Below are 20,772 nucleotides of genomic sequence, written 5' to 3'. Positions count from 1 at the left end.
GAACCATGGCCAGCCTCCCCCTTGTCGCGCCCGAACTGGGCCGCGCAGTGATCGATCCCAAGTCCTACGGCGCGTGGGACCCGCTGCTCGACCAGTTCGACACCCTGCGCGCGAATGCCCCGGTCGCCCGCGTCGTCGCGCCCGGTGACGAGCACGAGCCGTTCTGGCTGGTATCGGGCTTTGACGAGGTGATGAAGGTCAGCAAGGACAATGCGACGTTCCTCAACAACCCGAAGTCCCCTATTTTCACATTGCGCGTTGCCGACGCGTTCGCCCGCTCGATCACCGGCGGCAGCCCGCATCTGGTGGAATCGCTGGTACAGATGGACGCGCCCAAGCATCCCAAGCTGCGCCGCCTGACGCAGGACTGGTTCATGCCCAAGAACCTGTCGAAACTGGACGGCGAGATCCGCAGGATCGCCAACGAATCCATCGACCGGATGGTGGCGGCTGGCGACGCCAATGGAGGAGAGGGTGATTTCGTGGCGATTGTCGCTGCCCCTTATCCGCTCCATGTCGTCATGCAGATTCTCGGCGTGCCGCCCGAAGACGAACCCAAAATGCTGTTCCTTACCCAGCAACTGTTCGGGGCACAGGACGAGGATCTTAACCAGTCAGGCATGAAGGACCTGCAACCCGAGCAGATCGCGGCGATATTTGCAGGGGCAGTTGCCGAATTCGAACGATACTTTGCAGCCCTTGCCGCGGAACGTCGGCGCAACCCGAGCGAGGACGTTGCCACGGTCATCGCCAACGCAGTGATCGACGGCGGACCGATGAGCGATCGCGATACGGCGGGCTACTACACTATCATCGCCAGCGCAGGGCACGATACCACCTCGGCCTCGTCCGCCGGTGCCGTGCTCGCCCTCGCCCGCGATCCGGACCTCTTCGCCCGCGCCAAGGCCGACCGCAGCCTGCTGCCGGGCATCGTCGAGGAAGCGATCCGCTGGACCACGCCGGTGCAGCACTTCATGCGCACGGCAGCGACCGACACCGAGCTTGGCGGCCAGCAGATCGCTGCGGGCGACTGGCTGATGCTCAACTATGTCGCGGCGAACCACGATCCGGCGCAGTTCCCCGATCCGCGCAAGTTCGATCCCACGCGCCCGGCCAACCGCCACGCAGCGTTCGGCGCAGGCTCGCACCAGTGCCTCGGCCTGCACCTCGCACGCCTTGAGATGCGCATCCTGCTCGACGTGCTGCTCGACCGCGTTGACAGCCTCGAACTTGCGGGAGAACCGCGCCGCGTGAACTCCACCTTCGTCGGCGGGTTCAAGGCCCTGCCGGTGCGGTGGAAGACGGCCTGAGCCTTTACCCTTCCATCGCCTCCAGTTCCTTGCCCTTGGTTTCGCTGACCGAGGTCCACACGAACACCAGCGAGATCGCGGCGAAAGCGGTGTAGGCGGCGTAGGTCACCGGCAAGCCGATGTTGCCCGCCATCCACGGGAAGCTCGAGCTGACCGCAAAGTTCGCCAGCCACTGCGCCGCGCCCGCCACCGCCAGCGCCGATCCGCGCATCTGGTTGGGGAACATTTCGCCCAGCATGACCCACATCACCGGGCCCCAGCTCATGTTGAAAAACACGACGTAGAGGTTCGCCGCATAGAGCGCGATGGTTCCGACGCCGTCAGGCAGGACCAGCGCGCCGTCCGCTCCGGTCGAGGCCTGCGCGAAGCACCAGGCCAGCACGCCCAGCGTCACCGTCATCCCCGCAGAGCCAATAAGCAGCAGCGGCTTGCGCCCGATCCTGTCGACCAGCCCGATCGAGACGAGGCAGGCGGCAATCGAAACCACGCCCGACAGGATGTTGATCTTCAGCGCATCGGCTTCGGAAAAGCCAACCGCCTGCCACAGCACCGCGCCGTAGTAGAACACCACGTTGATGCCGACGAGTTGCTGGAACACGGCGAGCCCGATGCCGACCCACACAATCGGCCGCCAGCCGCCGCCGGGCTTTTGGATATCGGCAAGGCTCGGCTGATGGTCGACCGCGAGCGAGGCCCGGATTTCGGCGAGCTTGATATCGGCAGAAGCAGCGCCGAACAGCTTGGCCAACACGCCGCGTGCCTCCTCGATCCGGCCCTTGGCGACAAGGAAGCGCGGGCTTTCCGGGATCAGCAGCAGCGTCACCAGGAACAGCAACGCCGGGACCGCCTGAACCCAGAACATCCAGCGCCACGCAGGATAACCGCCCCAGAACGCCCCGAGCGAGGACCCGGCGGCTCCTGCCAGCCAGTAGTTTGCAAGGAACGCTCCGGTGAGGCCGGAAATGATCATTACCTGCTGCGCGCTCGACAGACGGCCGCGAATATGGGCAGGCGTCACCTCGGAGATATAGGCAGGCGAAAGCACGCTCGCCGCGCCGACAGCAGCGCCTGCAAGGAAGCGCGCTACCGCCAGCACCAGCGCCGAAGGGGCTGCGCCCGAGCCGATGGCCGATAGCACGAACAGCGCCGCCGCCATCATCATCACCGCGCGGCGGCCCCAGATGTCGGCAAAGCGTCCGGCAAGGAACGCGCCCAGCGCGCAGCCGGGCAGGAGCGAGCTGACCGTCAGCCCCAGCTCGGCCTCGCCCAGCCCGAAGGCATGCTTCAACCCGTCCTGCGTGCCGTTGATCGCGCCGGAATCGTAGCCGAACATGAAGCCGCCGATGGTGGCGACCGCGACGATCAGTCCGATAAACCCGAGGTTGCCGCCTGCGCCGTGTGCGCCGTTGCCTTGAGACATTCCGCTCTCCAATTGTCCCGCAGGCGTCACGTCCCCCAATGCGTGAACGTTCCCCGGGATCATCTTGGGCCATGCCTAACCGGTTTGCGGCAATCTGCAATCAACGCATACGTCTGCCTTCGGGCGATTGCCTTACTGTGCTTCGTCCTCGCGTGCGTGGAGCTTGGCCCACAGGCCTTCGGTGCCAGCCTCGGTTGCCTTGTTCACATATTGCGAGGCGACCAGCCAGCCCTTGAACGGTCGCAGCGTGGCAAGGCAGCCGATCCCGAGGATCGGCACCGATGTCAGCACATGGACCCACCACGGCGGCGCGTAGGCAACCTCCAGCCAGACCGCGAAGAAGGTCAGCGGGAAAGCCGTGATGCACAGCGCGAAGAAGGCCGGACCATCGTCGGCATTGGCAAAGCGGTAATCCAGCCCGCATTCCGGGCAGGTCTTCTGCAGCTTGAGCCAGCCCGCGAACATCGGGCCCTTGCCGCACTTCGGGCACAGGCCCTTCCAGCCGCAGCGAAGGATCCAGTCGAACTTGGGGTTCTGGGTAAAAAAGGCCATGAAACGAACGCCCTGCAGTTGCGCGGTTGCAGCCCCCATAGGCCTCCACCGCGCAACCGCAAAGCCCGAAGGCCGCGATCAGTTCGCCGGGTTGTGCTTGTCGAGGAAGGCTTCCATCTGGGTCAGGAAGGTCAGCCGGTCTTCCTCGCGGCTGAAGAAGTGGTCGCCCTCGGGCTGGATGAAGAACTCGTGCGCCTTGCCCGCCTTCTTGAGCCTGTCGACGTAGTTCTTCGACTGCGCGAACGGAACGCGCCGATCCTTCTTGCCGTGGATCACCAGAATCGGAATTGCTGTCCGTGAAGCGTGATTGTTCGGAGAGACTTCTGACAGGTCCTCTGCGCGCGTGCGCCAATATTCGGTGCTGCCAAGACCGCCGATGAAGTTGCGGTCGTACTTGATCATCTCGGGCAGATCGGCAACCCCGGCATAGCTCACCGCGCAGCGATAGAGGTCCGGATTGCGCTCGGCCGCGCGCATGGCAACGTACCCGCCGTAGGAACCGCCGACCACGCAAGCCCGCTTGACGTCGCCGATCCCTTCCTTGCCGAGATAGGCAAGGGCATCGTCGACATCGTCCTGCATCTTGTAGCCCCACTGGCCCGCACCGGCCTGCTGGAATGCCGTGCCGAAGCCGGTGGAACCGCGGAAGTTGGGCTGGATCACCGCATAGCCGCGATCGGCCAGGAACTGCGCCCACCAATCCCAGCTCTCGTCGTCGCGCGCGGCGGGACCACCGTGGGGCATCACGATTACCGGCAGGTTCTTCGCGTCGACGCCTGCGGGCAGAGTCAGCACCGCAGTCAGGTCCATCCCGTCGCGGGCCTTGTAGGCAACGGTCCTGACCGGTGCCAGCGCTCTTGTCCCGAGCGTCGCGTTTTCAAGCGCAAGCCGGGTGAGTGGCTGGCCGGCTTCGAACACATAGTAGGCGCCCGGTGCAGAAGGACTTTCGACCTTGAACAGGAGGACCTTCTCGTCCTCGCTGAGGCTGACGATGCGGATCTGCTTGCCGGGGAAGTTCGCCTCCAGCTGCGCCTGAATCTTCTTCCGGCCCTCGTCGATCCATACCGTGCGAAAGCGCGTATCGGTAAACCCGTAGCCGAGGACGCGGGTCTGCTGCTTGTCGAGAAAGAGGTTCGACATGTCGTAGGCACCGGCATCAAACAGCTTTTCGCCGACCTGCATGGTCTTGAGATCGAGCTTGTAGGCGGCGTTGGTTCCGCTCCGGGTGCTGAAAGCGATCGCCGATCCGTCGGCGAGGATGACGTCAGGAACGATCAGCTCCTCGGTCCGCCGGACATTGGCGAACTCGTCGAAATTGTCCTTGTTGCTGGCGCGATAGAGCGCGCGATAACGCAAACCGTCCTTCTCGATACCGATGCCAAGACGCACGTTGCCATCGCGATCGGCATACCAGTCCTGCACGCCCTCGCGCGGCCAGACCAGCTTGCTGAATGTGTTCGTCGCGACATCGACCATCGATACGTTCGGCCAGAAACCCTCGTCGGCAAGGTAGAACGACGTCTGCGAGGCGAGCAGAATGCGCGGCGAGCCGTCCCGTGCCACCCAGAGCACATCGGCCATGCTGAAGCCCGCACCGCCATCGCGCCGGTCGATCAGGAAGTGCGCGTCCGATCCGTCCGTGCGGAAGGCGATCAACCGGGTGCCGAGGCCCATGCCGCCCATGGCGGGGATTTCCACCCCGACCGTGGCGATCAGCCATTCGTCATTGACCCAGCGCACATAGCGCACGTCCACGTCCTTTACAGGCAACCGCGCCTGCAGTCCGCCGCCGTCGGCCTTGATGATGACCAGTTCCTGCTTGCCCGCAATCGAGGCCATCGCGACGACCAGCTTGCCGTTCGGCGACAGGCTTGGCGCTTCAAGCATCGGCAGACGGGCAAAGTCCGCTGCTGGTCGTTCGGCAACCGCTGGAGATGTTCCGGCGAGAACTGCAAGAACACCAAGCACCATCACGATAAATCGACGCAAAATCCACACTCCCTTCAGGAGCGATATTCATTGACCATGAAGAAGTATTGATCAAGATTGATTTTGTTCATTTTACAGTCACTTTGCGAAGCGTCAGCATGACACGATGCCCAGCATGACCAAATCTTTGACATTGTCCCGTCTCCGCTTGCGCGATCTCTTCCGCGCCCGCTTTCTCGACGTGCTCGCCTCGATCTACCTCTACAACGAGCATCGCGGCTACACCTCGCTCGACCGCGTGCTCGAAGCGGTGCGGGTGCGGTGTCCGGATGATCCTGCGTTCATCGCCGCGATCGAGAAGCACCGGGGGGACGAGCGCAAGCACTACGTCATGTTCAAGCGCTGGTTCGAATTGCGCGGGACGATGCCCTTGGCGGTGGACAGCACCTGCGGTCATATCGACCGCTTCATCTTCAAGGTCTTCGGCTGCTCCATCGACGAGCTTGATACGCAGGGCGTGATCGCCAGCCCCGATGCGTTCGAGAAGCTGTGCCGCGTGATCATGCTCACCGAACAGCGCGGGATGCGGCAGGTCGAGATCCTGCTGGAGAACAGCCACGTCCGCTCGGACAAGGCGATGAAGCGCATTTTTGAAGTGGTGGAGAAGGACGAACCCGACCACTGGATGCCCTATGCCGCATGGCTCGACCGGCAGGGCCGCGCCAAGGCGAAATGGCGCGAGCGCTGGGCCGATTACTGGATCCACAAGTCGCTGATGCTGGTGAAGCTGCCCAGCCTGTTCCTGCGCCGCTCGACGCCGCGGATGGCCGCGTGGCCCGATGCGGGCGAGCGTTAGACAGCCAGCGCTTCGCGCGTTACTCTCCCACGCGGGGAGAATTGGATGGTCGGGGCAATCGAGGACCGCAGGCCCAGCCTGCTATCGCGGATCGTGCGCAAGGCGCTGGTCACGTTCTATCGCATGCGCGGGTGGAAGGCGCATGGCACGCCGCCCGAGGACGGCCGCTGCGTGATCATCGCCGCGCCGCACACCTCCAACTGGGACTTCCTCTACTTCATCGGGCTGACCGAGGACCTTGGCCTCAAGCCACACTTCATGGCCAAGGACAGCCTGTTCCGCTGGCCGCTCGGCGGCTTCATGCGCGACATGGGCGGGGTTTCGATTGACCGCTCGGCGCGCCGCAACGTGGTCGATGCGATGGTCGAAGAGTTCGCACGGCGTGACCGCTTCATGCTGACCATCGCGCCCGAAGGCACGCGCAGCGCAGTCGGCCAGTGGCGCAGCGGATTCTATCACATCGCCTTGAAGGCCAAGGTGCCGATGGTCGTGGGCATGATGGACTATGGCACGAAGACCGGCGGCCTCGGCCCGGCCATCTGGCCATCTGGCGATTACGAGGCGGACATGCGCAAGATCTTCGAGATCTACCGCAAGGTCACGCCGAAGCATCCCCGCCGGGGCCTGACCGAAATGCCGGAGATTTCCGATGCCTGATACCCTGCTCCTCGCCCTTCTGGTCAACGTCGCGATCCTCGTGGTCGGCATGGGCCTGCTGTGGCGAGTGGCGGTGAAGATCGGCGACGTCAGCTTCATCGACGCGGTGTGGGGCGGCGGCATGGGCGTGCTGGCGCTGGCATCGTGGTTGCACGTGCAGGGCGGCCCCGGCGCGCGGGCGAGCCTGATTGCTGCCATGGCGATGATCTGGGCGGCGCGGCTGGCGTGGCACCTCTACACCCGCTGGCGCAGCCATGGCGAAGACCCCCGCTATGCGAAGATGCTGGGCAAGGCCAAGGCGAAGGGCGCGTTCGCGTCGGCCGCGCTGAAGTTCGTCTTCGCCCCGCAGGCGCTGCTGCTGTTCATCACCTGCCTGCCTGCGCAACTCGGCATCCTCGCCAGCGGAGCGCCCGCACCGCTGGGAGCGCTGGCCTTGGCCGGAGCCGCGCTGTGGCTGGTCGGCATCGTGTTCGAGGCAGTGGGCGATGCGCAGCTGAACGCCTTCCGCGCCGATCCCGCCAACAAGGGCCACGTGCTCCAGACCGGCCTGTGGCGCTACACCCGCCACCCCAACTACTTCGGCGACGCCTGCGTCTGGTGGGGCATCTGGCTCGCCGCCGCCGACGCCGGCCTGTGGGTCGCGCTGGCGAGCGTGATCGGCCCGGTGTTCCTGACTTTCACGCTGACCAAGTGGTCGGGCAAGCCGCTGCTGGAAAAGGGCATGGAAGAGCGGCGGCCGGGGTATAAGGAATACGTCGAGCGGACTTCGGGGTTTGTGCCTTGGTGGCCGAAGCGGGGGTGACAGAATGATGGGCAAGCCGCGATGGCTGAGCGACCTTTTCGAGCGACGGCTCTTTTGGGTTGCTGTCGGAGCGCTTCTGCCCGCCTCGGTTGCGCTGTCGGTCACCGCATATCAGACACTCCAAAGTCGGCAGGGCGACGTTCTCGTGATCTCGGCAAGTGGCATCAGCGAGGGCATGCGAACAAGATTGCTGGCCACGGTGGGCGAGTGCCTCGGCCGGTTTGACGTCGAGTATTCCGCAGAAAGCTACGAAGTCCGTATTCCTGCTGCGAAACTCGGAGCCGAAGATTATGAGTGCCTGTTGAGGCAGACCCCCGAGATCGGCGATCTGGTAGAGGCGAACGACTACTACTTCCCGATTCCTGGCAAAGCGAAGTACTGGCAAGGCGTAACCCTCGGCATACGGCACCACTAGTTCGCGCCTGCTCCAACCTCCGTCACCCCGGCGCAGGCCGGGGTCCATTACGGTTAGGACCGGCCTTGCTGACCGCGAGGTTTCGAAACGTTGACAGGTCATGGGCCCCGGCCTTCGCCGGGGTGACGGAGGTTGGAGCGGGTACGGCGGTTACCTCACCACCCCAGCCCGCGCTTCCTGCGGCACACCCCGCACCGGCACTGCCTTGATCCAGCTTTCCAGCGCGTCGATGTCGGTCGGCCCGGTCACCGTATCAGGCTTGCCCACGAAGCCTGAGAAGCCATCGCCGCCGAGGCCGAGGAAGCCGTTTACCGTCACGCGATAGGTCTTCGCCATGTCCAGAGGCTTGCCGTCCAGCGTGATCGTCACGATGCGGTCCCCCGCAGGCCGCGCCGGGTCGTAGCGGAACTCGAAGCCCACTGACGGCGCCAGCGCCTGCTTGGGGCCGGTGTCATCCAGCCCCTCTTCCAGCACGGCCTTGATCTGTGCGCCGGTCATGCTCTCGGTGACCACATTGTTGCCAAAGGGCTGGCACAGGTAGATGTCGCCGAAAGTCAGCGTGCCGTCCGCCGCCGGGACCAGCGGGGCGCGGATGCCGAAGGGGTTCATGAAGGCGATCTGCGCGCCCTTGTCCCGCGTTGCGCCCAGTTGCGCATCGGCGATGAGGTTGCCCAAGGGGCCGCCCGCGCCGCCTTCCGCGCCCTCGTTCTTGGGCGCCGCACGGTCGATCTTGCCGATCGGGCGCTGGGTGTATTCCTTCGAGGCCTCGACGTATTTCGCCACGTATTGCGCGATGTCGGCCCTCGGCTGGAATTGCGGGAACAGCGGCGTGTTGCCAAGCGGCCCGCGTGACGAGGTGTAGGGCACCGACTGCACGATCACGTTTTCGGCCCGCTTCGAAACCACGCGCCCCGCCACCGGATCGATCTGCAAGGTAATGTCGGTGACGAGTTCGCCATAGACGCCCGCGCTGGTCAGCAGGAAGGGCTTGGCCGGGTTGAGCTGCGCGTAATCGCAGACATAGGCCCAGTGCGTGTGGCCCGAGACGACCACGTCCACGCGCGTGTCGAGCCGGTCGAGGATCGGACGGATGTCTCCGGCAAAGTCGGTGCAGCCTTGCGGGTTCGGATCGCCCTTGGTCCGCCCGCCTTCATGGATCAGCACGACGATGGCGTCCGCACCCTGCGCCTTGAGCAGCGGCACGGCGGCGTTGATCGTATTCGCCTCGTCCGCGAAGGTCAGGCCCTCGATGCCAGTCGGGTTGACCAGATTGGGCGTGCCCTTCAGCGTCAGTCCGATCACGCCCACCGTGACAGCGCGCTTGCCCGAACCGAAGGTCTTGAGCCCGGTTGCGGGAAACAGCGTCGAGCCATCGGCCCGCTTCGTGCTGGCGGCGAGGTACTTGAAGGTTGCGCCAGTGAAGGGCTCCAAGGCGCAGGGCTGCTTCTGGGTGAACTTCTCGCACCCGCCGTTCTGCTTGCGCAGCAGCTCCTGCTGGCCATTGTCGAACTCGTGGTTGCCCACTGCGTTGAAGTCCACCCCGATGCGGTTCATCACGCCGATCGCCGGTTCATCGAGATAGAGCGAGGAGGCGAGCTGCGAGGCGGAGATCATGTCGCCGGCCGAGACCGTCATCGAGAGCGGGTGCTTCGCCCGGATCGAATCGATGGCCGAGGCAAGCCATGCCGCGCCGCCCGCCGGAACCGGCACGATCCCACCCTTGCCATCGGCCACGTTCACCGCCTGGCGCGGCGGTTCGAGGCTGCCGTGGAAATCGTTGATGCCGATTATGCCGACTTCAACAGGGCCTGCGCTGTCGGAGATGGCCATAGGCGCGGCACAGGCGCCCAGCAGCAGAGAGAGGGCAGCAGGAATCAGCAGGCGCGTGCGAAGCAGCATCGTAAGAGCGACCTTATCGTAACGGGTGCAACCGGTTACGCTTCGCCTAGCCCATCGGTGTTGCGCTTTGAAGGCCGTATCTGCCTGACATGACTTCGTATGCGGCCTCCCGTCCTTGGCCTGCACCCCCATTGTCTGCGCCCCCGCGCATCCCTACAATGCGAAAAGGCCCAGACTCAGGACGCGCGACCGCCATGGCACAGACCGGAACCGACCAAGACGCGACGCGCAGCCGGCTCGTCGAGCTTGCGCAGGCCATGGTCGAAGAGCGCGGCGCGGTCGGGCTCAACCTCTCCGAACTGGCTGCCCGCGCCGGAATCTCGCAAGGCCACCTCTCGCGCTACTTCGAGAGCCGCGAGGAACTGATGGAGGCGATTGCCGACCACTGGTTCAAGCCGATGGCCGACATCATGGAAGAAGTGCTGGCGAGCGACCTGCCGCCGCGCCGAAAGATGTATGAATTCTTCGCGCGCCGCTTCCTCGTGATGAAGAAGAAATGGGAAGCGGACCCGGCCAAGCTGCAGACCTATATCGAGGTGGGCAGCGACTATTTCGAGCAGGTGCGCAGCTATATCGACCTTGCCGACCACTACCTTGGCGAGATCATCGGCGAAGGCATGAGCGACGGGCACTTCGCCGGGCTCGAGGTCGACGAGACGATCAGCCTCGTCAACCAGATGTGCGCGCCGTACTGTGCCCTCCAGACGATGACCATGTTCATGGAGCGGCTCAACGAGGACAAGCTGGCGCGGATCATCGATGCGGTGTTCGACGGCCTTTCCGCGCAGGACCGCGGCGCACGCGCGGTCACGGGACTGCGCGCGGCCTGAGAATCAGGCGCACCAATCGCTGCGGCGGCCCTTCCAGTGCTCGGCGAGGCCCTCCGCCTCGAGGATTGCGCCGAGGCTTCGGCCCTTGCGCGTGACCACGCGCAAGGCGCGGCCATAGCGGTCCGTCTCGCGGCCATTCACTTCCAGTGCGAAAGGTCCTGCGTTCAGCAGTTCGACCAGACGCCGGGTGGCGCGCTTGCCGAGTTCCGCCTCGGCAGCGCAGCCGGGCTGCGACGTCTCGGGGGTGTTGATATCGGCAATGCGGATCTTGGTGCCCTCGAGCCAGAAGGTGTCGCCATCGACGACGCAGGTCACACGGGGGCCGGGCGCGCAGATTTCAAAGCGCGCGCGGGCGCTGTCGGGCAAAGATGCGGCAGCAGAAATCTCGCCAGAGGCGGTGAGCGGGGCGAGGCCAAGCGTCGCTGCGAGCAGGCAAGTCCATTTGTTCATTGGCGAAATCTGCAGAAGACGAGGGACTGACGCGCCTCCGTAGGAGCACGTTCAGTGTTGGGGCTCAGGTGGACGGCTCAGTGTTTCGGCTCAGGGTAACTACTGGATAACCAGATTCTGCCAAAATGGTTTAATGTTCGGCCCGCGCATCACCACTGTCTTTGCCAGCCGCTGGCGCGCCTTGTGGTGGGCGGCTTCCATGCTCGTGCTGGCCTGGTCGCTCGTCCCCTCGGCAGACGAGAATGACGGCAGCAAACCCGCCAAGCCCAAGCCGGCCCACGTCGATCCCTGGGCAAACGATGCTCCTGTAGACGGGGCGAAGGATGCGGGGGCTACTTCCCCGTAAACAGGAAGCCGACCGCCGCCATGATGCAGGCGAAAGCGGCAAGGTGCCGCCAGTGCAGCGGCTCCTTCAGCACCACCACCATGAAAACGCCGAACACGACCAGCGCGATCGCCTCCTGCGCGATCTTGAGCTGGCCCGCGCTCCAGCCGTTGAGCGTGCCGATCCGGTTGGCAGGCACGGCAAGGCAGTACTCGAACAGCGCGATGCCCCAGCTGATCGCGATGACCACCATGAGCGGCCGCGCCTCAACCGCCTGTGCCCCGCCGCGCACGTGCCAGTACCACGCCGTGGTCATGAACAGGTTCGAGAGCACGAGGAGCACGACAGTGGTCATGGGCGAGAATGTCCGATTGAATAGGCGCTGGAATGGAGTCCTTGGCTGAATGTTAACGCCTCAGCCGTAGAAAACCCACGTCTTGTGGGGAGACCGCATCGCATGGCTGAGTCCAGATCGACCTACCGCTACGCCGCGCTGCTGCTGGTCGGCAGCGTGCTGGCCGTGGCTGCCTTGGTGATAACCGGCATCGATAATGCCGATGCGCCTGCCGCCGAAGCGAGCACGCTTGCTACTGCGACCGGCACCGATGATGCCGATTTCAAGAAGTGGGCCGACGATGGCGATGTGGCCGATGGCAAGGGACGGCTGATCGGCGAAATCGAGCGCAACGGCCAGATGGTCGAACTGCGCGAACTACCGCCGGGTGCCGATCCTGACGGTCCGCAGCACGACGAAGCCGAGCCGCCTGCCGATCCCGGCCCGGGCGACCCGGCTGTCGGAGCGGAGCAATAGTCCGAGGGCGGCTCAGCCGTCCTCGATGCCATCCTCGCCGTACATGCCTTCCTCGTCGTCATCGCTGCGCTCGCCGCGATAGGCGCTCATGTCGATCCGGCCTGAACTGACCATCTGCTTCATGTGATCGACGAGGTCGGGCATGTCGTCCTCCTCGTCGCCCGATCCGCGAACCTTGTCGCCGAGATCCTGCTCGCCGAGCACGCTGGTGGCGCGCGACAGGGCTTCGTCGGCGACGGTCTGCGCTTGCGTATCGCCGTCTTCCTGTTCGGTGTTGACGGTCTCGGGCGGGGAATCGTCAGCTATGGGAAGCGGCTTGCGGGTGTCGGTCACGGAAAGTCTCCTTCGAGGGAGACTACGCCCTGACCGACCGCCCGTTCCGGATCAGCGGGTAGGAACCGGCACGTCGCCCGAATAGTCGTAGAAGCCCCGGCCCGTCTTGCGACCGAGCCAGCCCGCTTCGACGTACTTCTGCAGCAGCGGTGCGGGGCGGTACTTCGGGTCGCCGGTCGAGGCGAGATAGATCTTCATGATCTCGAGCAGGGTATCGAGACCGATGAAGTCCGCGAGTTCCAGCGGCCCCATCGGGTGGTTGAGTCCGAGCTTCACACCCTTGTCGATATCGACGATCGACCCCGTGCCACTGCCGAGCACGAAGGCCGCCTCGTTGATGAACGGCACGAAGATGCGGTTGACGATGAAACCCGGCTCGTCCTGCGAGAGCACGATTTCCTTGCCGATGTCACCGACGAACCCGCGCACCGCCTCGATCGTGGCAACCGAGGTGGCAAGGCCGGGGATGACCTCGACCAGCTTCATCAGCGGGACCGGGTTGAAGAAGTGGATGCCGATGAAGCGTTCCGGATCGGGCGAGGACACGGCCATGCGGGTGATCGGAATCGAGGAGGTGTTCGACGCCATGATCGCGTGGGGGGCCAGGTGCTTGCCCGCGGATTCGAAGATCCTGTGCTTGATGTCCTCGCGCTCGGTCGCGGCCTCGACCACCAGATCGGCCTCGGCAAGCGCGGCGTGATCGGAGAAGCTGTGCAGGTTCGCCACGGTCGAGGCGGCGAGCGCAGCATCGACTTTGCCCTTTTCGACCAGCTTGGCGAGGCCCTTGGCGATCTTGTCGCGCGCCTTGTCAGCCAGCTCGATCGAGACGTCGCCCAGCAGGACCTTCATGCCCGCCTGCGCCGCAACTTGCGCAATGCCCGAACCCATCTGGCCCGCGCCGATCACTGCAACCGTCCTGATCATGTGGAAATCCCCGCCTGTTAATGAGATGCGGGAAGGCGACTAGCGAGCCGCGTAGCCCAAGTCCACCTGCTCCTAGCGCGAGGCGTGTTCCGGGTTAGCGCGAAGCGCCGGGGACCCAGAGCGGATCGTTGCCGGCATTGGTCGCGCGGGCGAGCACGAACAGGTAGTCCGAAAGCCGGTTGAGATAGGCAAGCGCCTGCGGGTTGACCGGCTCGGCATCGGCGAGCGCCACCGCGCTGCGCTCGGCCCGGCGCACCGTGGCGCGGGCGATGTGGATGCGCGCAGCTGCTTCGGAACCACCGGGCAGGATGAAGCTGGTCAGCGGCGGCAGGCCTTCGTTCAGCGCATCGATGGCGGATTCCAGCCACTCGACCTGGCTTGCCACCACGCGCAGGACCATTTCCGACGGCGTGAAGTCCTCACCCGGCGTGGCAAGGTCCGCGCCGAGATCGAACAGGTCGTTCTGGATGCGCTGCAGGTTGCGCGAGGTGGTGTCCGAGGCGGCCACGGCGGCAAGGCCAATCATGCTGTTGGCCTCGTCCACCTCGCCGATGGCCTGCATCCGGGCATCATGCTTGGCGCGGCGGGAGCCATCGACGAGGCCGGTGGTGCCATCGTCGCCAGTGCGCGTGTAGATCTTGTTGAGCTTGACCATGATCGGGATGCCTCGCGGCTCAGCGCGAGAAGGCGAGCAGGATCGCGACCGTCAGCACGGCAAGGCCCTGGAACTTGATGCGGTTGAACATCATCTTGTTCTGAAGGAGCTGGTTCGCGGTTGCGCCCTGCGCCGGATCGCGGTTCAGGTCTTCCTTGGTGCTGTTCAGGAACGCGATGATCCCGCGCACGAGCGACACGACCGTCATGACGGTGAAGACGATGATCAGCGTGATCAGGACATAGTTCATGGTTGCTGATCTATGGCGTCGGACAGGGAAATACCAGTGTCAAATAGGGTAGCGCGCACCTCTGCGGCCACCGCGCGCCCATCTTCCCCGGCACGCCGCCGGTCGGCCAGCGCGGGCGCGTCGCGACGCTTGGCGAGCTTGCGTCCGTCGCTTTCGACGAGCACCGGATGATGGTGCCACACCGGCACCGGCAACCCGAGCAGGTGCTGGAGCAGGCGGTGGATGTGCGTGGCGCGGAACAGATCGACCCCGCGCGTCACATGCGTCACGCCATCGGCGGCATCGTCGAGCGTTGCGGCAAGATGGTAGCTTGCGGGCGCATCCTTGCGCCACAGCACCACGTCGCCGAACAGCTCGGGCCGGGCGAGTTGCACGCCATGGCGCTCGTCGGTCCATTCGAGCGGCCCCGCCAGCAGCGTCGCCTGCTCCATGTCGAGCCGCCAAGCGACTTGCGGTCCCGGTGTAGGACCACGGCGCAGGCAGGTGCCGGGATAGAGCGGACCGTCAGGGCCATGGGCCACGGCAGCGGCGGCAACTTCGGCGCGGGTGCAGGTGCAAGGATAGAGAATGCCCATCGCGCGCAACTCGTTGGCAGCGGTGCGATAGGCCGCGATGCGCGAGGACTGGGGCGCGACTTCACGGTACGTCAGCCGCAGCCATTCGAGGTCTGCGCGGAACTCGGCAGCAAGTTCGGGGCGCGAGCGGGCACCGTCGATGTCCTCGATCCGCAGAAGGAACTCGCCCTGATCGCGAATCGCCCGGTCATGTGCCACGATTGCGGAAAACGCATGGCCCAAATGGAGCGGTCCGTTGGGACTTGGGGCAAAGCGGGTAACGGTCATTACGCCGAGACCTAGCGCGCGGGAACGCTGCTTGGAAAGCCCGTCACAAAGGGATGCGCCCGATAAACAAAACGGCTGCCCCGCCGGGGCAGCCGCTTTTGTCGTTTAACGCGTCTCTTGCCAGCTCAGGCGAGCGTGGCAGTCCACATCAGGCTGCTGAGACCAGCAGCGAGAATGATCGGGAGCGCGATTGCCGTAATGGCGCGCATGGTGTTCCTCCTGTTGAGTTCACCTTGCAGGTCATCCTCCCAGTTCGTGTTCATCCGGCAGGGTGGGCTGGAAGCATCGGAACTGGGGGCGCAAATACGCCGATATGCGTATGCTGCAAGTGCGAACGGGGCATTTGCAGTTGCATGTAACGCAACTGTCACAATTCGCCCGCCATCTGGACAGAAATGCCCGCTGCCACTATCGGCCAGCCATGAGCATCCAGCCTTCAGAATCGATCCTCATTGTCGACTTCGGCAGTCAGGTTACGCAGCTAATCGCCCGCCGCGTGCGCGAAGCCGGGGTCTATTCCGAGATCGCGCCCTTCACCCAGGCCGAAGCCGCGTTCCACCGGATGAAGCCCAAGGGCATCATCCTGTCGGGATCGCCCGCCAGCGTACCTGCCGATGGCAGCCCCCGCGCGCCGCAGGTGCTGTTCGACAGCGGACTTCCGATCCTTGGCATCTGCTATGGCCAGCAGGTCATGAGCCACCAGCTCGGCGGCAAGGTGGAGCCTGGCGATTCGGGCGAATTCGGCCGCGCTTTCCTCACCGTGACCGAACCTTGCGTGCTATTCGACGGCCTGTGGAAAGAGGGCGAGCGCCATCAGGTGTGGATGAGCCACGGCGACAAGGTGACCCAGTTCGCTCAGGGCTTCCGCATCGTCGCGGTGTCGGACGGCGCCCCGTTTGCCGTGATCGCGAACGACGAGAAGAAGTACTACGGCACCCAGTTCCACCCCGAAGTGGTTCACACTCCCGATGGCGGCAAGCTGATCGCCAACTTCGTCCGCCACGTCTGCGGCTGCAGCGGCGACTGGAGCATGGCCGAGTTCCGCCGCACCAAGATCGCCGAAATCCGCGAGCAGGTCGGCACCAGCCGCGTGATCTGCGGCCTTTCGGGCGGCGTCGATTCGGCCGTTGCCGCGGTGCTGATCCACGAAGCCATCGGCGACCAGCTGACCTGCGTCTTCGTCGATCATGGCCTGATGCGCATGGGCGAGGCCGAGCAGGTCGTCAGCCTGTTCCGCAACCACTACAACATCCCGCTGGTCCACAAGGACGTCTCGGCGCTGTTCCTCGGCGGCCTAGCTGGCGTCACCGACCCCGAAGCCAAGCGCAAGTTCATCGGCAAGACCTTCATCGACGTGTTCGAGGCCGAGGCCAAGCAGGTCGGCGGCGCAGACTTCCTCGCGCAGGGCACGCTTTATCCTGACGTGATCGAATCGGTCTCGTTCACCGGCGGGCCTTCGGTCACGATCAAGAGCCACCACAACGTCGGCGGGCTCCCTGAGCGCATGAACATGAAGCTGGTCGAGCCGCTGCGCGAACTGTTCAAGGACGAAGTGCGCGCGCTGGGCCGCGAACTGGGCCTGCCCGACATCTTCGTCGGCCGCCACCCCTTCCCCGGCCCCGGCCTTGCCATCCGCATCCCCGGCGAAGTGACGCGCGAACGCTGCGACGTGCTGCGCAAGGCCGATGCGATCTACCTCGAGGAAATTCGCAACGCCGGCCTCTATGACGCGATCTGGCAGGCCTTCGCCGTGCTGCTCCCGGTCAAGACCGTGGGCGTGATGGGCGACGGGCGCACCTACGACAACGTCTGCGCCCTGCGCGCGGTGACCAGCACCGACGGCATGACCGCCGACATCTACCCGTTCGACGCAGGCTTCCTCAGCCGCGTGGCGACGCGCATCGTCAACGAGGTCAAGGGCATCAACCGTGTGGTCTACGACTACACCAGCAAGCCCCCGGGCACGATCGAGTGGGAGTAAGCCTCCGCGCAGCCACTGCGGCTGACCGTGAAGCCACGGTCGTATTGTGGGACGCTGCCGGACTGACGCGCCCGTGGAACGATCCGCGCGCCGATTTCGATCTCGCGCTGGCAACGCCGACGTCCACAGTGCTGCTGGCGGACGATGACGGAGCACTGCTCGGTAGCGTGATGGTCGGCTTCGACGGGCATCGCGGCTGGGTCTATTACCTCGCCACCGCGCCCGAGCGGCGCGGGCAAGGCATAGGTCGCGCGCTGATGAACGCCGCCGAAGACTGGCTCAAGACGCTCGGCAGCCCCAAGATCCAGCTGATGGTGCGCGGCGACAACGCCGTGGCGCGGGGGTTTTACGCGGCACTGGGCTATAAACTGCAGGACGTGGTGACCTTGGGCAAGCGCTTTCAGGCACCTTGACCAAGCCCCTTGGCCAAGGCATCTTCAAGCCATGACCATCCACGTCAACATCGGCAAGGCCAAGTCCAACCTGTCCAAGCTCATCGCGGCATCGCTGCGCGGGGAAGAGGTGGTCATCGACCATGACGGCGTACCGCAGGTCCGGCTTACCCCGGTTGCCAAGCCTGACGAAGCGGACCGCGCAGAGCGACGCCGGAAGATCGACGAGATTCTGGCGCGCGCTGATGCCCTTCCCCGGAAGGACGGTCCGTGGGAACTCGAATGGGATGAGAATGGCTTGCCTGTATGATTGCCGTCGATACGTCGGCCTTGATTGCAATCCTGTTCGGTGAACCTGAGCGCGAGCACTTCCAGACAATCCTCGACTCTGCTCCGGCCGCAGTGATGAGCGCAGCCACACTCGTTGAAGCTAGAATTGTTACCCGGCGCATGGCAGGCGACCCCATGGTCGATTTGCTGCACGCCCTGATTGAGCGAGCGGGCATTCAGATCGAGCCGGTAACCGAAGCGGACTCTGCAATCGCCCACGAAGCCTTCCTGAAATACGGCAAGGGCAACGGCCATCCGGCGCAGCTGAATTTCGGCGATCTGTTCAGCTATGCTCTGGCCAAGGCGCGCGGCCTGCCGCTGCTGTTCAAGGGCAATGATTTCGCGGCGACGGACATCACGCCCGCAGCAAATTAGAGCGGTTTCCACCCATTCTGGTTCACCGTGATTGCGCCGGGAAGGTCACTGGGGAGGCGCGGTGTGCAGCAGGGGCTTGTTGCCCCTGCAAGCGCGGCAACGCTGCCAGTGGCCTTCCCGGCCCAACCGCTTTGCGGCGGGCCTGATTTGGTCCATTGCTGCGTCGGCAGGCCTTGAGATATCGACATATCCCTGCGGCCTGCCTCCTTGCACTGAACCAAATCAGGCTCCGTCCCGGCGAACCAGAATGGGTGGAAACCGCTCTAAACCGCCACGAACTTCCCCGCCGCGCGGTCCTTGCGGACTTTCAGCCCGTCAAACACCTGCCCGCTCATCGCGATCCACACGCCCGGCGCGGCGACTTGCGTGGTGGCAAACGCCATGCCGAGGTTGAAGGGGGCGTCGGTCTCGGCAAAACGGGCGGGAGAAAGCGCGCCGGTCAGGACAATGGTCTTGCCCGCAATCGTGCTCAGCACCTTGGCGGTATCGGTCATCGTGTCAGTGCCGTGGGTGATCACGACGTGCTTTTCGGGAGCCTCGCGCACGGCGGCGGCGATCAGGTCGCGGTCGGCGTCGGTCAGTTCGAGGCTGTCCTTGCGCATCAGTTCCATCACCCGGAACGGCAGCGCCACGCGGGCCTGCGCGATCAGCGCGGGGATGCCGCTCTCGACGATCTGGTATTCGCTGAGCGCGTCAAAATAGGCCTTGTCGATAGTGCCGCCGGTAGTCAGCACGAGGATCGGTTCTTGTTGCATGGCAAAGCTTTAGCGGACTGGCCGAACCGCGCATAGAGCCAGTGACCAGAAGGGGTCAGTGTCCGGGAGGTGGCGGCGGCGGGGGCGCGGAGCCGGTGGTCTGGCTTGGCAGCGACTGCCCGCCCGGCATGCTCCCGCCACCTGGCACCCCGCCACCAAACGCCCAGCCCTGCTGCGGCGCTGGCGGGCCCATCAGCCCGCGCGGGTTGGGACGCGGCGAAGGATCGGACGTTGGCCCGGCGGATTCCCGCGGCGCTGGAGGGACGGTTGCGGCCAGCTGAGTTTCCGGCGCTGCAGATGGGGCCGCAGTAGGCGCAGGTTCGGACGGTGAAGTGACGGCAGATGCCCCCTCCGCAGGCGCACGGGAATGCGCTGCAGGAGCTGCTGCCAGCCGGGCCTCGGGCACGGAAGCAGGGGCCGCCTGTACCGGTGCAGGCGCGCTCTGGCGCTGGGCAATCATCGGTGCGGGAGCGGTTGTCGGCACGACCTGCTGGCCCGATTGGCCAACAAGCATGACGGCGGCAACCGTTGCTGCGATGGCGGCAAAGCCTCCTGCGAGGAGGCCGTGGCGAGCCCTCACCGGCCGTGACGCTGCGACAGGCGTGGCGGGAGCAGTCTGGAACGGAATGACCTTGGCTGAGGTGCGCGGCGCAGCCTCTAGCGGCTCGACCGGCCCCTCTGCGGGAAGCTGTGGCAGCGCCGTCGCCTGCGCCACGATCCGCGCGGTCAGGCCCGGAGGCAACGCCGGGCGGGGAGCACGAGCCAGCGCGGCATCGAGCGCCGCTTCGGCCTGTGCGGGCGAGGCTGGAACCCTGCGCCCCATCAGCCTTGCGCCTCGAGATCGGCACACGACACATCGCGTGCCTCAAGCAGCGTGCGCATCTGCCGGCGCGCTCTGAACAACAGCGATTCCATTGCCTTGATATTGAGATCAAGCACCTGCGCTGCAAGGGCGTTTGAAAATCCCTCATAATAACAGAGCACTAGCGCAGCCCGATAACGCTCTGGCAGGTCCGCCAGCGCAGCCGCCACAGCCTCTGACGCCTGATCCGCCTCGATTCGCCGATCCGCGAGGGGAGACTCGTCGGCGGGATCGGGCAGCGTTTCGACCGTGACCACGCGAAAGCGGCGCTTGCGATCAAAGCACAGGTTCATGGTCACTCGGTGCAGCCAGCCGACGAGGCCCGCCCCGCTCGGACTCCAGCGCGGCGCGTTCTGCCACAATCGCGCAAAGCAGTCCTGCACGACGTCCTCGGCCTCTGCCGCATCGGACAGCATGCGCATCGCCACACGGTAGAGCGCGGGAGAATGCCGGTCGACGAGGATGGTGAAGGCCTCGACCGATCCGCGCGCGACTTCGCGCATCAGCGCTGCATCGTCGAGCGCTTCGCGATGAATCGGATCTGTCGCCGCGACCAGGCTGTCATCAGCCGGGACCGCTTCCGGACGCACGTCGCCGTAAAACGTCACGATTACCTGCCGTTTCGCACCATTGCCCCTGCACACGGACTGCGCCGGGACCGTGCCTGACTGCCGGTTTCCGGGTGAACGCCAGATTTACGGCAAACAACCAGAAACCTTTTCATAGGTTTTTCACGCAGGTTGCGAAGGGTTGCTGCGTGATCCCCGTTAGACGCTGCGGAGGCGAACGGCTTTGCGGCCAAGAGTCCTCCGACCTG

27 protein-coding genes are annotated in these 20,772 nt (G+C 64.9%); 12 read left to right on the top strand and 15 right to left on the bottom strand.

Features of this window, described 5'->3' with window-relative positions:
* Positions 1 to 5: 5 nt before the first annotated feature.
* Entirely contained in the window at positions 6 to 1,310 is a 1,305-nt protein-coding gene (locus tag ACZ1JX_RS16925; protein ID WP_465124657.1) for a cytochrome P450, read from the top strand.
* A 4-nt stretch (positions 1,311 to 1,314) separates the two neighbouring features.
* On the opposite strand, the gene ACZ1JX_RS16920 is transcribed toward ACZ1JX_RS16925, so the two are convergent.
* The 3 genes from ACZ1JX_RS16920 to ACZ1JX_RS16910 form a co-directional block, all read right to left on the bottom strand.
* On the bottom strand, positions 1,315 to 2,730 hold the full coding sequence (locus tag ACZ1JX_RS16920; RefSeq protein ID WP_465124656.1) for a sugar porter family MFS transporter: 1,416 nt from the start codon (positions 2,728 to 2,730) through the stop codon (positions 1,315 to 1,317).
* 132 nt (positions 2,731 to 2,862) lie between these two features.
* Complete coding sequence (locus tag ACZ1JX_RS16915) at positions 2,863 to 3,282, bottom strand: DUF983 domain-containing protein (RefSeq protein WP_465124655.1); 420 nt, start codon at positions 3,280 to 3,282, stop codon at positions 2,863 to 2,865.
* Between the two features lie 78 nt (positions 3,283 to 3,360).
* Positions 3,361 to 5,271: an alpha/beta hydrolase family protein gene (locus tag ACZ1JX_RS16910; protein WP_465124654.1), complete on the bottom strand. Its 1,911-nt coding sequence runs from the start codon at positions 5,269 to 5,271 to the stop codon at positions 3,361 to 3,363.
* 133 nt (positions 5,272 to 5,404) lie between these two features.
* Between ACZ1JX_RS16910 and ACZ1JX_RS16905 the strand changes: the two genes are divergently transcribed.
* The 4 genes from ACZ1JX_RS16905 to ACZ1JX_RS16890 are packed head-to-tail and all read left to right on the top strand — an operon-like array spanning position 5,405 to position 7,941.
* Positions 5,405 to 6,067: a ferritin-like domain-containing protein gene (locus tag ACZ1JX_RS16905; protein WP_465124653.1), complete on the top strand. Its 663-nt coding sequence runs from the start codon at positions 5,405 to 5,407 to the stop codon at positions 6,065 to 6,067.
* A gap of 45 nt (positions 6,068 to 6,112) precedes the next feature.
* Positions 6,113 to 6,724, top strand: a complete 612-nt coding sequence (locus ACZ1JX_RS16900; RefSeq protein WP_465124652.1) for a lysophospholipid acyltransferase family protein — start codon at positions 6,113 to 6,115, stop codon at positions 6,722 to 6,724.
* Positions 6,717 to 7,526, top strand: a complete 810-nt coding sequence (locus ACZ1JX_RS16895) for a DUF1295 domain-containing protein (protein ID WP_465124651.1) — start codon at positions 6,717 to 6,719, stop codon at positions 7,524 to 7,526. Before ACZ1JX_RS16900 ends, ACZ1JX_RS16895 begins: the two co-directional genes overlap by 8 nt.
* Positions 7,527 to 7,530: 4 nt before the next feature.
* Positions 7,531 to 7,941: a hypothetical protein gene (locus ACZ1JX_RS16890; RefSeq protein WP_465124650.1), complete on the top strand. Its 411-nt coding sequence runs from the start codon at positions 7,531 to 7,533 to the stop codon at positions 7,939 to 7,941.
* 150 nt (positions 7,942 to 8,091) lie between these two features.
* Here ACZ1JX_RS16890 and ACZ1JX_RS16885 read toward each other — a convergent pair whose 3' ends face one another.
* Complete coding sequence (locus tag ACZ1JX_RS16885; protein WP_465124649.1) at positions 8,092 to 9,840, bottom strand: bifunctional metallophosphatase/5'-nucleotidase; 1,749 nt, start codon at positions 9,838 to 9,840, stop codon at positions 8,092 to 8,094.
* Between the two features lie 194 nt (positions 9,841 to 10,034).
* On the opposite strand from ACZ1JX_RS16885, the gene ACZ1JX_RS16880 reads away from it, so the two are divergent.
* Positions 10,035 to 10,670: a TetR/AcrR family transcriptional regulator gene (locus ACZ1JX_RS16880; protein WP_465124648.1), complete on the top strand. Its 636-nt coding sequence runs from the start codon at positions 10,035 to 10,037 to the stop codon at positions 10,668 to 10,670.
* Between the two features lie 3 nt (positions 10,671 to 10,673).
* Here ACZ1JX_RS16880 and ACZ1JX_RS16875 read toward each other — a convergent pair whose 3' ends face one another.
* Positions 10,674 to 11,120 (bottom strand): thermonuclease family protein, encoded by a 447-nt coding sequence (locus tag ACZ1JX_RS16875; RefSeq protein WP_465124646.1) that lies wholly within the window; start codon positions 11,118 to 11,120, stop codon positions 10,674 to 10,676.
* 133 nt (positions 11,121 to 11,253) lie between these two features.
* On the opposite strand from ACZ1JX_RS16875, the gene ACZ1JX_RS16870 reads away from it, so the two are divergent.
* On the top strand, positions 11,254 to 11,466 hold the full coding sequence (locus tag ACZ1JX_RS16870) for a hypothetical protein (protein WP_465124644.1): 213 nt from the start codon (positions 11,254 to 11,256) through the stop codon (positions 11,464 to 11,466).
* Here ACZ1JX_RS16870 and ACZ1JX_RS16865 read toward each other — a convergent pair.
* Positions 11,453 to 11,800 carry a DMT family protein gene (locus ACZ1JX_RS16865; RefSeq protein ID WP_465124642.1) on the bottom strand — a complete coding sequence of 116 codons (348 nt, stop codon included), beginning with the start codon at positions 11,798 to 11,800 and terminating at the stop codon, positions 11,453 to 11,455. The two genes, ACZ1JX_RS16870 and ACZ1JX_RS16865, sit on opposite strands and share 14 nt — an antisense overlap.
* Before the next feature lie 102 nt (positions 11,801 to 11,902).
* Here ACZ1JX_RS16865 and ACZ1JX_RS16860 point away from each other — a divergent pair, with 102 nt between their 5' ends.
* A complete protein-coding gene (locus tag ACZ1JX_RS16860; RefSeq protein ID WP_465124641.1) occupies positions 11,903 to 12,256 on the top strand; it encodes a hypothetical protein in 354 nt (117 codons plus the stop codon).
* 12 nt (positions 12,257 to 12,268) lie between these two features.
* Here ACZ1JX_RS16860 and ACZ1JX_RS16855 read toward each other — a convergent pair whose 3' ends face one another.
* From ACZ1JX_RS16855 to ACZ1JX_RS16830, 6 genes are all read right to left on the bottom strand, one after another.
* The gene (locus tag ACZ1JX_RS16855; RefSeq protein WP_465124640.1) at positions 12,269 to 12,589 is read right to left on the bottom strand and encodes a hypothetical protein; all 321 of its coding nucleotides are present in this window, start codon (positions 12,587 to 12,589) and stop codon (positions 12,269 to 12,271) included.
* Between the two features lie 51 nt (positions 12,590 to 12,640).
* The gene (locus tag ACZ1JX_RS16850) at positions 12,641 to 13,513 is read right to left on the bottom strand and encodes a 3-hydroxyacyl-CoA dehydrogenase NAD-binding domain-containing protein (protein ID WP_465124639.1); all 873 of its coding nucleotides are present in this window, start codon (positions 13,511 to 13,513) and stop codon (positions 12,641 to 12,643) included.
* Positions 13,514 to 13,607: 94 nt separating this feature from the next.
* Entirely contained in the window at positions 13,608 to 14,168 is a 561-nt protein-coding gene (locus ACZ1JX_RS16845; RefSeq protein ID WP_465124637.1) for a cob(I)yrinic acid a,c-diamide adenosyltransferase, read from the bottom strand.
* 19 nt (positions 14,169 to 14,187) lie between these two features.
* Positions 14,188 to 14,418: an HIG1 domain-containing protein gene (locus tag ACZ1JX_RS16840; protein ID WP_144907768.1), complete on the bottom strand. Its 231-nt coding sequence runs from the start codon at positions 14,416 to 14,418 to the stop codon at positions 14,188 to 14,190.
* Positions 14,415 to 15,260 carry a tRNA glutamyl-Q(34) synthetase GluQRS gene (gluQRS, locus tag ACZ1JX_RS16835; protein ID WP_465124636.1) on the bottom strand — a complete coding sequence of 282 codons (846 nt, stop codon included), beginning with the start codon at positions 15,258 to 15,260 and terminating at the stop codon, positions 14,415 to 14,417. Before gluQRS ends, ACZ1JX_RS16840 begins: the two co-directional genes overlap by 4 nt.
* Positions 15,261 to 15,385: 125 nt before the next feature.
* Entirely contained in the window at positions 15,386 to 15,523 is a 138-nt protein-coding gene (locus tag ACZ1JX_RS16830; RefSeq protein WP_465124634.1) for a hypothetical protein, read from the bottom strand.
* 158 nt (positions 15,524 to 15,681) lie between these two features.
* Here ACZ1JX_RS16830 and guaA point away from each other — a divergent pair, with 158 nt between their 5' ends.
* From guaA to ACZ1JX_RS16810, 4 genes are read left to right on the top strand one after another with little or no spacing between them, the layout of a single operon-like run.
* Positions 15,682 to 17,241, top strand: coding sequence for a glutamine-hydrolyzing GMP synthase (gene guaA, locus ACZ1JX_RS16825; protein ID WP_465124632.1), 1,560 nt, complete (start codon positions 15,682 to 15,684; stop codon positions 17,239 to 17,241).
* Positions 17,232 to 17,654 carry a GNAT family acetyltransferase gene (locus tag ACZ1JX_RS16820; RefSeq protein WP_465124630.1) on the top strand — a complete coding sequence of 141 codons (423 nt, stop codon included), beginning with the start codon at positions 17,232 to 17,234 and terminating at the stop codon, positions 17,652 to 17,654. The genes guaA and ACZ1JX_RS16820 overlap by 10 nt, the downstream gene beginning before the upstream one ends.
* Before the next feature lie 31 nt (positions 17,655 to 17,685).
* Positions 17,686 to 17,943: a type II toxin-antitoxin system Phd/YefM family antitoxin gene (locus tag ACZ1JX_RS16815; RefSeq protein ID WP_465124629.1), complete on the top strand. Its 258-nt coding sequence runs from the start codon at positions 17,686 to 17,688 to the stop codon at positions 17,941 to 17,943.
* Positions 17,940 to 18,338 (top strand): type II toxin-antitoxin system VapC family toxin, encoded by a 399-nt coding sequence (locus tag ACZ1JX_RS16810; protein ID WP_465124627.1) that lies wholly within the window; start codon positions 17,940 to 17,942, stop codon positions 18,336 to 18,338. Before ACZ1JX_RS16815 ends, ACZ1JX_RS16810 begins: the two co-directional genes overlap by 4 nt.
* A 263-nt stretch (positions 18,339 to 18,601) precedes the next feature.
* Here ACZ1JX_RS16810 and ACZ1JX_RS16805 read toward each other — a convergent pair whose 3' ends face one another.
* The 3 genes from ACZ1JX_RS16805 to ACZ1JX_RS16795 are packed head-to-tail and all read right to left on the bottom strand — an operon-like array spanning position 18,602 to position 20,563.
* Complete coding sequence (locus ACZ1JX_RS16805) at positions 18,602 to 19,093, bottom strand: asparaginase domain-containing protein (RefSeq protein WP_465124626.1); 492 nt, start codon at positions 19,091 to 19,093, stop codon at positions 18,602 to 18,604.
* A 55-nt stretch (positions 19,094 to 19,148) separates the two neighbouring features.
* Complete coding sequence (locus ACZ1JX_RS16800; RefSeq protein ID WP_465124625.1) at positions 19,149 to 19,916, bottom strand: hypothetical protein; 768 nt, start codon at positions 19,914 to 19,916, stop codon at positions 19,149 to 19,151.
* Positions 19,916 to 20,563, bottom strand: coding sequence for an RNA polymerase sigma factor (locus ACZ1JX_RS16795; RefSeq protein ID WP_465124624.1), 648 nt, complete (start codon positions 20,561 to 20,563; stop codon positions 19,916 to 19,918). The genes ACZ1JX_RS16800 and ACZ1JX_RS16795 overlap by 1 nt, the downstream gene beginning before the upstream one ends.
* Positions 20,564 to 20,772: the final 209 nt, after the last annotated feature.

The sequence above is a fragment of the Novosphingobium sp. BL-A-41-Hi4A-0G genome, from assembly GCF_055521735.1.
The sequence above is the reverse complement of the archived record's forward strand: the minus strand, read 5'-3'. Positions and strand labels throughout refer to the sequence as shown.

Bases quoted from the DNA above. Each gene is read 5' to 3' on its own strand.
- ACZ1JX_RS16850 (WP_465124639.1), bottom strand. From the start codon at position 13,513: ATGATCAGGACGGTTGCAGTGATCGGCGCGGGCCAGATGGGTTCGGGC.
- ACZ1JX_RS16890 (WP_465124650.1), top strand. From the start codon at position 7,531: ATGATGGGCAAGCCGCGATGGCTGAGCGACCTTTTCGAGCGACGGCTC.
- ACZ1JX_RS16830 (WP_465124634.1), bottom strand. From the start codon at position 15,523: ATGAACACGAACTGGGAGGATGACCTGCAAGGTGAACTCAACAGGAGG.
- ACZ1JX_RS16815 (WP_465124629.1), top strand. From the start codon at position 17,686: ATGACCATCCACGTCAACATCGGCAAGGCCAAGTCCAACCTGTCCAAG.
- ACZ1JX_RS16880 (WP_465124648.1), top strand. From the start codon at position 10,035: ATGGCACAGACCGGAACCGACCAAGACGCGACGCGCAGCCGGCTCGTC.
- gluQRS (WP_465124636.1), bottom strand. From the start codon at position 15,260: ATGACCGTTACCCGCTTTGCCCCAAGTCCCAACGGACCGCTCCATTTG.
- ACZ1JX_RS16875 (WP_465124646.1), bottom strand. From the start codon at position 11,120: ATGAACAAATGGACTTGCCTGCTCGCAGCGACGCTTGGCCTCGCCCCG.
- ACZ1JX_RS16925 (WP_465124657.1), top strand. From the start codon at position 6: ATGGCCAGCCTCCCCCTTGTCGCGCCCGAACTGGGCCGCGCAGTGATC.
- ACZ1JX_RS16915 (WP_465124655.1), bottom strand. From the start codon at position 3,282: ATGGCCTTTTTTACCCAGAACCCCAAGTTCGACTGGATCCTTCGCTGC.
- ACZ1JX_RS16900 (WP_465124652.1), top strand. From the start codon at position 6,113: ATGGTCGGGGCAATCGAGGACCGCAGGCCCAGCCTGCTATCGCGGATC.
- ACZ1JX_RS16800 (WP_465124625.1), bottom strand. From the start codon at position 19,916: ATGGGGCGCAGGGTTCCAGCCTCGCCCGCACAGGCCGAAGCGGCGCTC.
- ACZ1JX_RS16805 (WP_465124626.1), bottom strand. From the start codon at position 19,093: ATGCAACAAGAACCGATCCTCGTGCTGACTACCGGCGGCACTATCGAC.
- ACZ1JX_RS16845 (WP_465124637.1), bottom strand. From the start codon at position 14,168: ATGGTCAAGCTCAACAAGATCTACACGCGCACTGGCGACGATGGCACC.
- ACZ1JX_RS16895 (WP_465124651.1), top strand. From the start codon at position 6,717: ATGCCTGATACCCTGCTCCTCGCCCTTCTGGTCAACGTCGCGATCCTC.
- ACZ1JX_RS16920 (WP_465124656.1), bottom strand. From the start codon at position 2,730: ATGTCTCAAGGCAACGGCGCACACGGCGCAGGCGGCAACCTCGGGTTT.
- ACZ1JX_RS16840 (WP_144907768.1), bottom strand. From the start codon at position 14,418: ATGAACTATGTCCTGATCACGCTGATCATCGTCTTCACCGTCATGACG.
- ACZ1JX_RS16885 (WP_465124649.1), bottom strand. From the start codon at position 9,840: ATGCTGCTTCGCACGCGCCTGCTGATTCCTGCTGCCCTCTCTCTGCTG.
- ACZ1JX_RS16870 (WP_465124644.1), top strand. From the start codon at position 11,254: ATGTTCGGCCCGCGCATCACCACTGTCTTTGCCAGCCGCTGGCGCGCC.
- ACZ1JX_RS16810 (WP_465124627.1), top strand. From the start codon at position 17,940: ATGATTGCCGTCGATACGTCGGCCTTGATTGCAATCCTGTTCGGTGAA.
- guaA (WP_465124632.1), top strand. From the start codon at position 15,682: ATGAGCATCCAGCCTTCAGAATCGATCCTCATTGTCGACTTCGGCAGT.
- ACZ1JX_RS16865 (WP_465124642.1), bottom strand. From the start codon at position 11,800: ATGACCACTGTCGTGCTCCTCGTGCTCTCGAACCTGTTCATGACCACG.
- ACZ1JX_RS16860 (WP_465124641.1), top strand. From the start codon at position 11,903: ATGGCTGAGTCCAGATCGACCTACCGCTACGCCGCGCTGCTGCTGGTC.